The organism is Variimorphobacter saccharofermentans (assembly GCF_014174405.1).
GTDB lineage: Bacteria > Bacillota > Clostridia > Lachnospirales > Lachnospiraceae > Mobilitalea > Mobilitalea saccharofermentans.
In genome coordinates this window covers 2,662,761-2,676,324 of record NZ_JACEGA010000001.1, presented here as the reverse complement: position 1 = coordinate 2,676,324, position 13,564 = coordinate 2,662,761, and the positions used below count along the sequence as shown (strand labels likewise).

General features: G+C 38.6%; 14 protein-coding genes and 3 pseudogenes. 8 read left to right on the top strand and 9 right to left on the bottom strand.

Annotated features, from left to right (window positions below; translation table 11 throughout):
* Position 1: 1 nt before the first annotated feature.
* The 7 genes and pseudogenes from H0486_RS11775 to H0486_RS11745 all read left to right on the top strand — a co-directional run.
* The gene (locus tag H0486_RS11775; RefSeq protein ID WP_228353174.1) at positions 2 to 1,807 is read left to right on the top strand and encodes an ABC transporter ATP-binding protein; all 1,806 of its coding nucleotides are present in this window, start codon (positions 2 to 4) and stop codon (positions 1,805 to 1,807) included.
* A gap of 13 nt (positions 1,808 to 1,820) precedes the next feature.
* Positions 1,821 to 2,171, top strand: a complete 351-nt coding sequence (locus H0486_RS11770; RefSeq protein ID WP_228353173.1) for a hypothetical protein — start codon at positions 1,821 to 1,823, stop codon at positions 2,169 to 2,171.
* Between the two features lie 120 nt (positions 2,172 to 2,291).
* A complete protein-coding gene (tnpA, locus tag H0486_RS11765) occupies positions 2,292 to 2,648 on the top strand; it encodes an IS66 family insertion sequence element accessory protein TnpA (RefSeq protein ID WP_228351319.1) in 357 nt (118 codons plus the stop codon).
* Complete coding sequence (gene tnpB / locus H0486_RS11760) at positions 2,641 to 3,000, top strand: IS66 family insertion sequence element accessory protein TnpB (protein WP_228351320.1); 360 nt, start codon at positions 2,641 to 2,643, stop codon at positions 2,998 to 3,000. Before tnpA (H0486_RS11765) ends, tnpB (H0486_RS11760) begins: the two co-directional genes overlap by 8 nt.
* Positions 3,001 to 3,132: 132 nt before the next feature.
* The gene (gene tnpC, locus H0486_RS11755) at positions 3,133 to 4,758 is read left to right on the top strand and encodes an IS66 family transposase (RefSeq protein ID WP_228354333.1); all 1,626 of its coding nucleotides are present in this window, start codon (positions 3,133 to 3,135) and stop codon (positions 4,756 to 4,758) included.
* A 334-nt stretch (positions 4,759 to 5,092) separates the two neighbouring features.
* The gene (gene istA, locus H0486_RS11750) at positions 5,093 to 6,631 is read left to right on the top strand and encodes an IS21 family transposase (RefSeq protein ID WP_228352482.1); all 1,539 of its coding nucleotides are present in this window, start codon (positions 5,093 to 5,095) and stop codon (positions 6,629 to 6,631) included.
* Positions 6,632 to 6,637: 6 nt separating this feature from the next.
* A pseudogene (locus H0486_RS11745) lies at positions 6,638 to 7,150 on the top strand (ATP-binding protein); the annotation flags it as partial.
* A gap of 45 nt (positions 7,151 to 7,195) precedes the next feature.
* Here the strand turns inward: H0486_RS11745 and H0486_RS18460 are convergent.
* From H0486_RS18460 to H0486_RS11715, 7 genes and pseudogenes are all read right to left on the bottom strand, one after another.
* Complete coding sequence (locus H0486_RS18460) at positions 7,196 to 7,468, bottom strand: integrase core domain-containing protein (RefSeq protein ID WP_323163568.1); 273 nt, start codon at positions 7,466 to 7,468, stop codon at positions 7,196 to 7,198.
* A 24-nt stretch (positions 7,469 to 7,492) separates the two neighbouring features.
* Positions 7,493 to 7,657, bottom strand: a pseudogene (locus H0486_RS18455) (DDE-type integrase/transposase/recombinase); the annotation flags it as partial.
* A 69-nt stretch (positions 7,658 to 7,726) separates the two neighbouring features.
* Positions 7,727 to 9,328: an IS66 family transposase gene (gene tnpC, locus H0486_RS11735; protein ID WP_228352486.1), complete on the bottom strand. Its 1,602-nt coding sequence runs from the start codon at positions 9,326 to 9,328 to the stop codon at positions 7,727 to 7,729.
* Between the two features lie 280 nt (positions 9,329 to 9,608).
* Positions 9,609 to 9,968: an IS66 family insertion sequence element accessory protein TnpB gene (gene tnpB, locus H0486_RS11730; protein WP_228352485.1), complete on the bottom strand. Its 360-nt coding sequence runs from the start codon at positions 9,966 to 9,968 to the stop codon at positions 9,609 to 9,611.
* Positions 9,958 to 10,326, bottom strand: coding sequence for an IS66 family insertion sequence element accessory protein TnpA (tnpA, locus tag H0486_RS11725; protein ID WP_228352484.1), 369 nt, complete (start codon positions 10,324 to 10,326; stop codon positions 9,958 to 9,960). Before tnpA (H0486_RS11725) ends, tnpB (H0486_RS11730) begins: the two co-directional genes overlap by 11 nt.
* 121 nt (positions 10,327 to 10,447) lie before the next feature.
* Positions 10,448 to 10,927, bottom strand: coding sequence for an IS3 family transposase (locus H0486_RS11720; protein ID WP_228353172.1), 480 nt, complete (start codon positions 10,925 to 10,927; stop codon positions 10,448 to 10,450).
* Complete coding sequence (locus tag H0486_RS11715) at positions 10,924 to 11,211, bottom strand: transposase (RefSeq protein ID WP_178377794.1); 288 nt, start codon at positions 11,209 to 11,211, stop codon at positions 10,924 to 10,926. The genes H0486_RS11720 and H0486_RS11715 overlap by 4 nt, the downstream gene beginning before the upstream one ends.
* Positions 11,212 to 11,294: 83 nt before the next feature.
* Here H0486_RS11715 and H0486_RS18705 point away from each other — a divergent pair.
* Positions 11,295 to 11,561, top strand: a pseudogene (locus tag H0486_RS18705) (ATP-binding protein); the annotation flags it as partial.
* Positions 11,562 to 11,646: 85 nt separating this feature from the next.
* On the opposite strand, the gene H0486_RS18795 reads toward H0486_RS18705, so the two are convergent.
* Together H0486_RS18795 and tnpC (H0486_RS11705) are read right to left on the bottom strand one after the other, a co-directional pair.
* Positions 11,647 to 11,757, bottom strand: coding sequence for an IS66 family transposase (locus tag H0486_RS18795; protein ID WP_408647601.1), 111 nt, complete (start codon positions 11,755 to 11,757; stop codon positions 11,647 to 11,649).
* A gap of 49 nt (positions 11,758 to 11,806) precedes the next feature.
* Positions 11,807 to 13,447 (bottom strand): IS66 family transposase, encoded by a 1,641-nt coding sequence (gene tnpC / locus H0486_RS11705; protein WP_228353171.1) that lies wholly within the window; start codon positions 13,445 to 13,447, stop codon positions 11,807 to 11,809.
* Positions 13,448 to 13,564 lie beyond the last annotated feature (117 nt).

Genomic DNA, 13,564 nt, shown 5'->3' with positions numbered 1-13,564 from the left:
TATGAAAAGTATGAATAATAGATTTTTCAATAATGTCCATGGAGCATCTTATATTATGATGCTCTGTTGGACATTGAATAAAAAACGAGTTGTGTTAGAATTCCTAAGGAGTTTATTGGATTATGGAGAAAGAATAGTATACGGTATTTACTTTTTTAAAATTATATTTTTCTTAATAGAAAAAAAAGCAGGTTTCTCTGAAATAATAGGTATTGATCTTATAGCAATGGGGATATTAGCAGTAGTTACATTATTTAATAAGTGGTTTGATATCTGGTATACTCCAATTTCAAATAACGAAATTAGTGGAAAATTAAATCTTAAAATTTTTAAAAAATCAGCAGAAGTTGATTTAGAGTGTTATGAGGATACTAATTTTTACAATACAATTATGTTATCAAGTGAACAGGCAAACGAAAAAGTAACTTCAGCCATGCAAAATATTATTAAACTCTACACCTCTATGCTTGCATCAATATTTGTAATAATTTATATTTTTACAATTAATAGAACGAATGTATTATTTCTGTTGTGTCCCGTTGTAGGACTCGTTTTTGTTGCAAAGAAAGTCAATAAAATGTATTACCTTAGATATGTAAATAGTCTACCTTTTTATCGTGTCATTGATTATGTGAACCGAATTATGTCACTTGAAAATTATTCGAAAGAAGTAAAACTTACAAATATTTTTGAAGTAATGCAAGCAAAATATACAGAAGCATATAAAGGAATAAAAAAAGTTGCAAAAGATTGTGCATTGAAGGTTATATCGTTAAATGTAACACAGTGCATGTTAGTGTTTGTTTTTTTTAGCAATGGAATACTGTTATATAATGCTTATTGTACATCTATAACAAAAACAATATCTTTTTATAATTTTATTGTTTTGGCAAACGCGATTGGAAGTTTAGCTTGGATAATAGTTGATACGTTAAATTTTATTGGTAAGATGAGCGATAATGCTTTATGTGGAAATAACTTAAAGCATTTCTTTGAATATGAAAATAAAGTTGTTAATAACGAATACAGTGTATCACCTGAAAAAGAATCAGATACGATTAGAATAAAAAATCTGTTTTTTACATATAAGAATGCAGATGAACCCGTTCTTAAAAATATTAATATGGAAATCAATAAAAATGAAAAAATTGCAATTGTTGGAGAAAACGGTTCCGGGAAAAGTACTTTGATTAAGTTAATATTAAGATTATATGATGCACAAGAGGGAGAAATTTTGTATAACAATAAAAATATTAAATCCTATAAAATTAATGAATATAGGAAGCTCTTTACGACTGCATTTCAAGATTTTCAAGTATTTTCTTTAACAATAGCTGAAAATATTCTTAACCGAGAAATAAAAAATCAAGATGATTATACTAAAGTTGAAAAAGCACTTTGTAAGAGTGGAATGAATGAGTATACCCAAACATTGAAAAAGAAATATGATAGTGTGCTCACCAGAGAGTTTGCTGAAGATGGTGAAGTTTTATCAGGAGGGCAGAATCAAAAGCTAGCAATAGCAAGAGCATATGCGAATGATTTTTCTATTGGTATATTTGATGAGCCTAGTAGCGCCTTAGATCCGATTGCTGAAAGTCAAGTTTATAAAAGTATTATGGATACCTGTAGCGATAAAATGCTTATCTTAGTTTCTCATAGACTATCGAGTGTTATTGATGTTGATAAAATCTATATGATGGAAAATGGCGAGATTATTGAATCAGGATGTCACGACGAACTTATAAAGTTAGATGGCAAATACGCTAAAATGTATATGAACCAGGCGAAAAGCTATCAGGAGTAATGGAGGAACTACTATGAATAAAACTAGTATCAGGAAATGGAATCTAAAATCCAGTGACTATACATTTTTTTTACGTTACATGGTTAAATATACACCTATGTTTGTTGTATATATTTGTATGATAGGTATTGTTTCAGCATTAGCAACATTTATTGAAACCGTATATTCACTGAAATATATTACAGATTGTATTCAATATGATAAACCTTTTCGTAACATAATTATCTTTATTATATGTATTCTACTATTCATCTTTTTAAAAGTAATTTTAGAAGATTTATTTGGTCAATATTTTTTCCTAACTCAAAGTGAAAAACTTAAATTACATATAAGGATGGATTTATACAAAAAAGTAATTGAGTAAACGGTAAATCTCTTGTACATTAAAAAATAAAATCACATATGGGATAATACTCTAAGTTGAATAAGTTGAAAAAGTTGACAACATTTTAAACTTTTCAAACAATCTTAGGAGGTTATCTTCATGAATGCAAAAAATATGAAAAAGGAATATAACTTAAAGCAATGGCATCTTATAATTCAAGACTGCCGTAACAGTGGCATGAAAGTAGACGACTGGTGTAAACAAAACGATGTTAATCGTAATTCATACTATTATTGGTATAAAAAGATTCGTGAAGCTGCATGTGAAGTTTTAACCGAAAGCAATGTAGCCGTATCACCTTCCTTTGCATCTGTTCCTATGAATGTAATTGAACCTATCAATAATGGAAATCAAGGGTCACTAAACATATCTATTGGTAAAGTTAAAATAGAAGTTACAGAGAACACTTCACCTGATATACTACGTATGGTGCTGGAGGTACTTTCTAATGCTTAATGATGCTACAGGTTTTAAGGCTGTATATATCGCCTGTGGTTATACCGACCTGCGGCGTGGTATAGATGGTTTATCTGTTATTATTGATAAAACCTTTCATCTAAATCCTTTTGAGTCTGGTACCTTATTTCTCTTTTGCGGAAGGAGAACTGATCGTATCAAGGGACTTTTATGGGAGGGAGATGGTTTTCTATTGCTCTACAAACGCCTTGAAAATGGCAAGTTCCAATGGCCAAGAAATGAAGATGAAGTGCGTCAAATGACATCACAACAATTTCGTTGGTTGATGGAAGGACTATCAGTAGAGCCAAAAAAAGTTGTCCACACAGTCAAACCAAAACGGACTGCATAGGGCTATAATTAGTGGATAAAGTTTCTCCATAAAGCCCTGATTTTACTCGGTTTCGCTATGTTTTCCACAACTTTTAAAAGTTGTTTCAAATCTCTTTACATGCAGTTTTTATTATGCTATGTTTGACACATGATGATAGAAAACTATAGTGTAAACCAATTAACTAAATATACTAAGAAAGAGATCATAGATCTTTTTCTAAATCAGCAAGAGAGCCTAAAACTCCTTCGTGGGGAAATGGAGCTGCTAAACAAAAACATGAATCTATTATTAGAGCAGCTAAAGGTCTCCAATCAAGCAAGGTTTGGAAGTTCCTCTGAAAAGATTGATATAGAGATTTCAGAACAACTTCAATTATGTTTTAACGAAGCAGAGGTTACCATTGCTACTGCAGGAGAGATTGCAGAGCCAACAATAGAGCAAGTAGTGTCTGGGCATACACGTCGTGTAAAACCCCAAGGGAAACGAGATGCGGATTTGGAGGGGTTACCTATTCGTGTGGAGGAACACTTTCTTTCAGAGGAGAAGCTACAGGAACTTTTCGGTGGTAGCTATCGTAGGCTACCTGATGAAGTTTATAAAAAACTTGATTTTCATCCTGCAACCTTTGAAGTTGTAGAACATCACGTAGCCGTGTATTGCGGTAATAAAAATCAGACAATCGTACGGGCAGATCGTCCTTCAGAGCTATTGAAAAATAGCATTGTTACACCTTCGCTTCTTGCTGCAGTATTAAATGCTAAATATATAAACTCCCTACCTTTGTATCGTCTTGAGCAGGAATTTAAAAGGTATGATGTAAATATCTCAAGACAGGTAATGTCTAACTGGGTCATTACTGGAAGTGAACGATATTTATCGCTTCTTTATGACCGGATGCATGATGAGCTTTATAAAAGTCATGTGCTTCATGCAGATGAAACCCCATTTAAGGTAACAAAGGATGGACGTGATACCATGACCAATAGTTACATGTGGGTATATCGCTCTGGTAAGGATGGTGGAGGGCCCCCAGCAATCCTATATGAGTATCAGAAAACTCGTAAATCAGATCATCCTGCACAGTTCTTAAAGGAGTTCCAGGGCGTAGTGGTTTGTGATGGTTATCAAAGCTATCATAAGATAGCCAATGAGCGGCCTGATGAACTGAAAGTGGCAGGATGCTGGACTCATGCGAGAAGACGCTTCGCCCAGCTATGCAAAGCCCTTGGCAAAGAGAAAGCCAAAGGAACTCTAGCAGAAGCTGCAGTTGGTCAGATAGCAGCTATCTACCATGTGGATAATAGCCTATCAGATCTTAAACAAGATGAAAAACTACGTGAACGACAACTTCATGTCAAGCCTTTAGTAGAGGCCTTCTTTACGTGGGTAAAAGCCAATAGGCATACAGTTCCTGAAAAATCTGAAACAGGAAAAGCTTTTACTTATTGCATAAATCAAGAACAGTACCTACGTACTTTTCTAGAGGATCCAACAGTGCCCCTGGATAATAATTCTGCTGAAATAGCAATTCGCAGTTTTTGCGTTGGTAAACATAATTGGCACCTGATAGATACTATAAATGGAGCAAAGGCAAGCGCAATTGTGTACAGTATTGCAGAAACCGCAAAGGCAAACAACTTAAAACCTTATAATTATTTTAAATTTATCTTAGAAGAGATTCCTAAGTATGTAGATGGAAAGGATACAAAGTTCCTAGAAGACCTACTTCCATGGTCTCCAAATCTTCCAGATGAATGCAAAAAACAAAGTAATTAATAACTAGCCACCACAAGGTGGCTAGAATTTCATGATAGACAAGTGGTTTACCGTTTACTTTTAAGTTGTTTGCCTTTGCGGTTTCTGCAATACTGTACACAATTGCGCTTGCCTTTGCTCCATTTATAGTATCTATCAGGTGCCAATTATGTTTACCAACGCAAATGAATAATCCGGGCTAAAATACATCACCTGTCCGGTCGTTGGAAATCAACATTCCGTTTAAAAGAAATCATGTTTCCGTTAGGTGGAAATCATTTCCCTATATATAAATATAACTTATAATGGTCTAATGCATCGATAGATGCAAATCCATTATAAGGAGGTCATAATTATGACCAAGTATCGTGAAATCATAAGGCTTACAGGTCTTGGATTCACTCAACGTAACATCATGCAAAGCTGTGATGTTGCCCAGAAAACCGTCGTCAAGGTTCAACACCGTGCCAAGGAGCTTAATCTCTCATGGCCATTAGATGAATCACTGACAGATGCAGCTCTAGAGAAACTGATGTTTCCTAAAAACAACAAGGAAGTTAGCAATAAGCGAATGCCCGATTTTGCTCACATCCGCAAGGAATTACTCCGCAACGGAGTCAGTAAAAAGCTCCTGTGGACAGAATATATGGAGGAGTGTCGCCTTAATAACGAAGAACCGCTCATGTATTCTCAATTCTGCTATTACATCCAGCAGGATGAACAGAAACGTCGCGCTACCATGCATATCAATCGGAAGCCTGGCGAACAGGTTGAAGTTGATTGGGCTGGTGATCCGGCACATATCATTGATCCTGATACTGGTGAAATTATCAATGCCTACGTATTCATTGGTGTCATGACTTATAGTCAGTTTACATATGCCGAAGCATTCATTAATGAGAAACAACGGGCTTGGATTGCTGCGCATGTTCATATGTATGAATACTTCGGTGGCGTTGCAAAGATACTTGTACCAGATAACTGTAAAACCGCCGTTATTCATAACGGTGGATGGTATAATCAGCAATTAAACACTGTCTATCATGAAATGGCAGAACACTATGGAACCGCTATAATTCCGGCAAGGGTTCGTAAACCAAAAGACAAGCCTAATGCGGAGGGAAGCGTAGGAAACATATCTACATGGATAATAGCTGCACTAAGGAATGAACAGTTCTTTTCTCTTCCCGAGCTAAATCGGGCTATAAAGGAAAAGCTGGACGAGTTCAACAAAAGGCTCTTTCAAAAGAAAGAAGGTAGCCGATTGGATCTCTTCCGCGACGAAGAACTGCCATTACTGGCCCCCCTACCTGCTACCTCTTACGAACTGGCGGAATGGAAACAAGCCACCGTTCAGTTCAATTATCACATATCTATCGACGGAATGCTATACTCAGTTCCCTATGAATATATAAAACGCAAAGTCGATGTTAGGGTAACAGATAAAACTATTGAAATCTTCTACAATCATAATCGCATCGCGTCCCATCGAAAGCTAAATGGCCGAAAGGGGCAGTATGACACCATCGTGGAACATATGCCGGAAGACCACCAGAAATATCTAGAATGGAATGGCGATCGTTTCCGCGAATGGGCGAAGCGGATTGGTAACAATACATACAAGGTAGTGGATGCAATCCTTACCTCCAAACGTGTGGAACAACAGACTTATAAAGGCTGTATGGGGCTTCTAAAACTGGCTGATAAATATTCAGTCAAACGATTAGAAGCTGCCTGCGAAAAGGCACTGAGCTACACAGCGACACCAAGTTATAAGAGTATAAAAAATATACTCACGGCTGGTCAAGAAAAGTCTTTATCAGAAGAACAACCCATAGAATCCACACAGAATAAATACGGCATCACCAGAGGTGCCGGCTATTACGGGAGGTAATTACATATGACAAACCAAAGTACGATTGATAAATTAATCGAAATGCGCCTGACAACAATGGCTGATGCATTCCGTTCCCAGATGAACGATTCAAAGATGAAGGATGTTTCCTTTGAGGATCGCTTCGGAATGATGGTAGATATTGAATTTAGCAGCCGCAAAAGTAATCGTCTTAAAAGGCTTATTCGGAATGCAGAATTCGATCAACCGGATGCACACATCTATGATATCAATTACACTTCAGGACGTAAGTTAAACAAAGCCCTTATACAAAGATTGGCAACCTGTGAATATATATCTGAACACCGAAACCTATTTATTACCGGTGCAACAGGTAGTGGAAAGACTTACATGGCTTGTGCCTTTGGTATGGAAGCCTGTAAGCAGCATTTCAATACAAAATATGTTCGCCTTCCTGACCTTCTCATCGATCTTGAAATGTCGCGGAACGAGGGTACATATAAGAAAGTCATGGCTAAGTATGCAAATCCAGTCCTTCTCATCATTGATGAATGGCTTGGTACTATGTCAAGAAAAAGTACAAGTTAAACGTGAACTTTTCTATTAACATGCTTCATATCTTGCTTCCTTTCGTTCCATTTTATTCAGTTTATCCCAGTAACTGGATTCGTATTCATTAGGTGAAAGATATCCACAATGGCTGTGTATTCTAATTGTATTGTAAAAGGTATCAATATACTGGAATACCAGACGATATGCTTGGTTATAATCGTATATCTTAAATCGATTCAACCATTCTCTTTTTATTAATGCATGAAAGGCTTCTATGCACGCATTATCCCACGGATATGCCTTTTTAGAGTAACTTCGGCATATGCCTATTGTTGCTTTTATATATTCGGTGCTTACATACTGTATACCTCGATCACTATGTAAGATTAACGGGGCACTTACATTTCTCGCTTTTTTAGCCTTATTTACTGTCTCAATTACCCATCTGGCTTCCAGTGTATTGCTCAAGGTCCAAGCAATTATTTTTCGAGAATATAGATCCATGATACTAGTAAGGTAAACGGTAGATAGTGAGTACCCCTATAAAAATTCGCCACTCTGATGAGTGACGAAGATATTTACCTATTTTCTGCATTCCGCAGGCAGCTTTGGCGACCACGGAAGCAGGTCTTCACAGAAACTCCGGTCTGTTTCATCCAGATGCTTCGGGATTTCTGTCAGAAGATATTCGAAGTAATTATAAGGTTTCAAATTGTTTACTTTCGCCGTTTCGGCAATACTGTAAATAATGGCACTGGATTTAGCCCCATTGATGGTATCGATCATTACCCAGTTTTTCTTACCGATACAAAAACCACGGATTGATTGTTCAGCAGCATTATTGTCCATTGGCACTTCACCATCATCCAGGAATGCTTTTAGATATTTTTCCTGATTGATGGAATAGTTAAATCCACTCCATGTTTTGCTTTTTGAAAGAACTTTGCCGATGTGTTCTTTTACCCATACAAAGTAAGCCTCTACCAATGGTTTCACACTGACCTGGCGAAGTTTCAGTCTTTCTTCCGGTGAGAGCTCGCTTAATCGCTTTTCTTCCCGGTAGATTGCCTGTATCTGCTTTAATGCCAGATATGCAAGGCTGCTCTTTTGATCTTTCTCAGGAAGAGCCTTGACCGCTTCATCATATCTACGTCGGGCATGCGCCCAACAACCGGCGATGGTCAGATCGTCACGTTCTTTATCTAAGGTGTGATATACCTGATAACCATCGGTAACACAGACTCCCTTGAAATTCTTAAGGAATTCTCTTGGGTGGCTTGTGTTTCTGGTCTGTTGGTAATCGTATAGGACGATTTGCTTGTCCTGATACATCCTACCCGTACGGTAGACCCACATATAACTCTTAGATCCGGCAGTACGCCCGTCCTTATTAACAAGGACTGGTGTCTCATCTGCCTGAAGTACATGATAATCATAAATCCGTTCATGTAGATAATCATATAGGATTGCCAGATATCGGTCTGCACATTGGATGGTCCAGTTTGCCATATCCTGACGGGAGATGTTAAGATTATATCGTTCAAACTCTTTTTCCAAACGGTAAAGAGGAACAGCATTGACATATTTTCCGTTTATGATAGCAGCTTCCAACGATGGAGATACCAGGCTATTTCTAAGAAGATAGCCCGGATGCTTTGCTTTTATTATGTGATCATCCTTTTTACTGGCATAAACAGCTACGTGATGTTCTTCCACCTCTACTTTAGACGGGGTGAATTTATATCGTTTGTACACTTCATCCGGAAGCTGTTTCCATGCTGATCCGCCAAATTCCTTTCTGAGTTCTTCTTCAGACATGGTATGCTCAATCTTAACGATAGGAAGTCCCTTTAAATCTTCTTCTCGTTTGCCTTTGCGTTTCGTTGGTTTTGATTTTACGGTATCTTCATCTTCGACATCGATCTCGCCTAGGTTGGCAACTGCCTCTGCCTCATTGAAAAACACAATCTGATCGTCTACTTCTTTAAAGGCGATCTGCTGATCGATATCTAGCTTTTCAGAAGACCTGCCATAGCGTTTATGGTTTGCTGTGGCAAGCTGTTCAAGCACCAATTGAAGTTTTTGGTCAATGGACGCAAGCTGTTCCTGATTGGCTAGAAGCAACTGAACCAATACGACCTTATCGAAGCTATTCAGTTGTTCTTCGGTATATTTTATTGCCATAACAGACCATCCTTTCATTAAGTCTATTATAGCGTATTATGCTTTATTTGGCGAATTTCATTTTCTGACAGCTTCGTCATAATGCCTATGGTTGTAAGGCTTTGTGAATCCCGTAATGGAGTGGTAATTAAATGCCTTTCGAAATGTCAAATTTTATTTTTTGATAAATATCGCTTATATATCGCTGCCTGAAGGTATGTAGAAGGCAATCATTTATAGATGATTCTACGTTTTTTAAACGTGTAAAAACAAGATATATTTTCTCTGTTTTGCACAAAGCTTATGTAACATACTCCGGTGATACCGGCTTTACAGACTTCTTCGGGGTTATGGTAAGCCCTTCCATTAGCCAACGGAATTGCTGTGGGGTTAGAACTCTAACTTCTGCAGCATTACGAGGCCATTGATATTGACCAGCTGCGAGGCGCTTATATAGCAGGAGATAGCCATCCTTTTCCCAGACTAACCCCTTTATACGATCCGCTTTTCTTCCACAAAAAAGATAAAGTGTATCAGGCGAAAAAGGATCTATACCGGTTTGCGTTTCTATGATACCAGCCAGACGGTCAATACCGGAACGAAGATCTGTATATCCAGTCACTAGGTAGATTTGCTTAAAACATGTGGCATCATTGAGCATGAGAGATCACCTGTAGTATTGTAGACAGTAGATCTAATGATGTAGCTTCTGTCACATGAATAGAAAAGCCGTTCACAGAGATATCCAGACCTGTACTTGTGCTCGGAGCAGATTTAGGATTCATGACTTCAGCCGGTACCGGCACAATTGATGTTGAAACCATGTCCTTTGGCATGCTTTCGAGACAGGCTTCCCGAACCTTGCGAAGTCTATAGTAATAATCCGCTTTGGTTATGTTGTTTTGTGCACACCAATCGATGACTTTCATTCCATCAGGTCGATTCTGACAGGCACGAACCTGCTCAGCCCATTCCTGCAATCGATAGCGTGTGGCAATCATACTTGTTGTTGAGCTCATAGACTTACCTCCTTGTAAGGAGTCAAAAAAGTTGAGCACTGAACTTTTTTGACCCGGTTAAATAATAAGTCTATTTTCTCAAAAATCTATACAGCGGTCTAGAGTACCCATTATCTACCGCTTACCTAGTAAGATATACAAAGCCTTCATATGTCCAAATATATGTAATATCTGAACACCAAACAGCATCCGGTTTTTGGGGATTAAATTGCTCCTCTAGTATATTTTTTAACTCATTGCTGAAATCTGAATTTATTGTTGTCACTGTATAAGGTTTTACGTACTGCGCTTTTATTCCAAGCTCACGCATGTAATTACCTACGGTTTTTTCAGCAATGATTTCTCCTTCTTTCCTTAAACATTCGGTTATCTTTGGCGCACCATAATTTTGATGGGAGTCCTTATAGATATCGATAATCCGCTCTTTAATGATACGTTTTCTTTTCTCTCTTTTAGATGGAAGCCGTTTTTTCCAGCTCAGATATCCGCTTCTTGAAACGCCTAATATTTTCAGCACACCAGAGACATTCAGCCGGCGTTTTCCCTGCTCTAGAAGCTGCTCTTCTTTTATAGCAGCTTCCAGAAACAGAGCTTCGGTCATTTTCCCAGTATGCCGATTGCTTTTTTTAATATATCAAGTGCATCTTGAGTATCACGTAACTCTTTACGTAGTCTAGCTATTTCCTTAGCATCGTCGCTTTCGAAATTACCACGCCCTCTTGTAGGGATCGTGCCGTCATTAATTGTATAGGCTTTCCCCCAATTAGAAAGAGCACTTTTACTGATTCCTAAGTTCTTTGCGCACTTTCCGATGCCTAAATCCTGATGATCATTCCAGTATTTTACTGCATTGATTTTGAATTCCTCTGTGTACTGTATAGCCATGTTCATTCCTCCATTTATTCTATTATACTTCTATGTTAAGGAATTTCCATGTCTAACTTGTACCATTTATATTCTAGCACCAGCTCCTACTTAAGCCAAATGATAAGGAGCAGAAAGATATATTTGAACTGCTTCACAGGAGACGCAAGAAATCATCTACAGTATTCTGCTCTCAGTACCAGAGCGATGGCTGGTATGAGCAGTTGGGAGGAGAAGCAAGTCCACTGTCTGATGCTATTCTTGACCGTATCGTTCATGATGCATACAGAATTAATATTGAAAGTATTGATCCAACTAAAGATATCTCAATGCGAGAGGTATATGGTTTAGATAAGTCGTTAAGCGAGTAAACTCGCATATGTTATAGGATGATTTCCAGTTCCGGTCTTGTGATTTCCACTTCGCCGGAACTGCGATTTCATCGCACAAGAATATTCAGCAAAAACTGCGAATTGCTATTTCAGCAGAATTATTATCCAGGGGCACTGTTGGATCCTCTAGAAAAGTACGTAGGTACTGTTCTTGATTTAGTAAACGGTAAACCATGAGTACCGATAGGTATAAGGAAAGCCGCCATCATCTGGCGGCATGGAATCTATTGTTTTTGCTTTTTACAGGATTCTGGTAGTGCTTCTGACCATGGAAGTAGATTGTTAAGAAAGTCCAAACTTTTGTCATCCATATGTTTCGGAATCTCGGTCAAGAGATGCTCGAAATAATTATAAGGTTTCAGGTGATTTGCCTTTGCAGTTTCCGCAATACTATAGATGATTGCACTGGCTTTCGCTCCGTCAATGGTATCTATCAGATGCCAGTTCGCTTTACCTATACAGAAACCTCGGATAGCACCTTCGGCTGCGTTATTATCAGCAGGAACGTTACCATCATCAAGGAATACTCTTAGGTATTTCTCCTGATTAAGGCAGTAGGTGAATCCTTTTCCGGTCTCTGATTTCGGAAGTACTGTAGACTGATGTTCTTCAATCCATGCGAAGAAAGCATCGACAAGTGGTTTAACCATCAGTTGTCGCTGTTGTTTCCTTTCTTCTGCTGTCAGGTTTTTCAGCATACCTTCGATTTTATAGATGGCGGCGATCTGCTTCAAGGCATCATTTGCCAGCGTCCCTTTCGACTTTTCCTTGCCAAGTGTCTTGGTTACATTTGAAAAGTGTCGGCGAGCGTGGCTCCAACAACCTGCAATCTTAAGGTCCTCCCGCTCTTTTTCAAGTGTGTGGTACACCTGATATCCATCCGTTACTACCGTGCCGCTGTAATCCTTAAGGAATTCCCTCGGATGGCTTGTATTCCGAGTCCGTTGATATTCATACAGTACAATGGGTTCAGAATGATACATCTTCCCGGTACGGTAGACCCACATATAACTCTTAGAACCGGCTGCCCTACCGTCCTTACTTACTAATACAGGTGTTTCATCAGCCTGGAGTACCTTGCATTTATATATTTCCTGATGGAGACGATCGTACAAAAGTGACAAATAACGTTCACCACACTGGATTGTCCAGTTTGCCATGACCTGTCTGGAAAGGTTTACATCATTTCGTGCGAATTCCTGCTCTAGACGGTACAGCGGAATGGCATTGACATACTTGCTGTTCATGATAGCAGCTTCTAGGGATGGCGTGGCAATGCTATTGCGAAGTAGATCCACTGGACGGTTGCCTCGTATGATGGTCTGACCATCCATGCCCGCATAAACAGCTACATGGTGTTCCTCTACTTCAAAAGTAGCAGGGTGGAATGCCAATCTTTTGTATACTTCATCTGGGAGACGCTTCCACTTGGTCCCTAAACGGGAAAGCAGTTCCTCTTCAGATAGTTCATGTGAGATCACTTTAACCGGAAGATCCTTCAGATCCTGTTCACGTTTTCCCTTTGCTTTTTTGCGTGTATAGGGACTGGGACATATCTGCTCCAGTTCTGGTTCCAGGACATACTTGTTAGTCATAATGCCCTCGGCTTCATTAAAGCATTCGTCAAGACTGAGCTGGCCTGCGATATCCATCTTTTCGGAGGAACGGCCGAACTGGTGCTGCTTCGAGATATTAAGCTGCTCCAACAGAAGATCAAGCTTCTGGTTCATCTGGTTCAGCTGTTCTTTCTGGGCAGTAACGGTGTTAGAAAGTTCACCTGCCATGGTTTGCACGGACAAGAACAGACTAATCAGCGCTGCTTTATTAAAACTATTCAGTTCAGCTTCAGAGTATTTTTTGTCCATTCCCAGATACATCCTTTGTTATTTTGATGCTTCTAGTATAACCGATTTTGGTTAAAAAAGCGAATGGATGCATGGAACGGTTTCGTCATTATGACGGTGGATAAGTGCCTGAAAAAC

Coding starts and splice junctions, on each gene's coding strand:
- H0486_RS11775 (WP_228353174.1), top strand. CDS start 2: ATGAAAAGTATGAATAATAGATTTTTCAATAATGTCCATGGAGCATCT.
- H0486_RS11770 (WP_228353173.1), top strand. CDS start 1,821: ATGAATAAAACTAGTATCAGGAAATGGAATCTAAAATCCAGTGACTAT.
- tnpA (WP_228351319.1), top strand. CDS start 2,292: ATGAATGCAAAAAATATGAAAAAGGAATATAACTTAAAGCAATGGCAT.
- tnpB (WP_228351320.1), top strand. CDS start 2,641: ATGCTTAATGATGCTACAGGTTTTAAGGCTGTATATATCGCCTGTGGT.
- tnpC (WP_228354333.1), top strand. CDS start 3,133: ATGATAGAAAACTATAGTGTAAACCAATTAACTAAATATACTAAGAAA.
- istA (WP_228352482.1), top strand. CDS start 5,093: ATGACCAAGTATCGTGAAATCATAAGGCTTACAGGTCTTGGATTCACT.
- tnpC (WP_228352486.1), bottom strand. CDS start 9,328: ATGGCAATAAAATATACCGAAGAACAACTGAATAGCTTCGATAAGGTC.
- tnpB (WP_228352485.1), bottom strand. CDS start 9,968: ATGCTCAATGATGCCACATGTTTTAAGCAAATCTACCTAGTGACTGGA.
- tnpA (WP_228352484.1), bottom strand. CDS start 10,326: ATGAGCTCAACAACAAGTATGATTGCCACACGCTATCGATTGCAGGAA.
- H0486_RS11720 (WP_228353172.1), bottom strand. CDS start 10,927: ATGACCGAAGCTCTGTTTCTGGAAGCTGCTATAAAAGAAGAGCAGCTT.
- H0486_RS11715 (WP_178377794.1), bottom strand. CDS start 11,211: ATGGCTATACAGTACACAGAGGAATTCAAAATCAATGCAGTAAAATAC.
- H0486_RS18795 (WP_408647601.1), bottom strand. CDS start 11,757: ATGGTTTACCGTTTACTAAATCAAGAACAGTACCTACGTACTTTTCTA.
- tnpC (WP_228353171.1), bottom strand. CDS start 13,447: ATGGACAAAAAATACTCTGAAGCTGAACTGAATAGTTTTAATAAAGCA.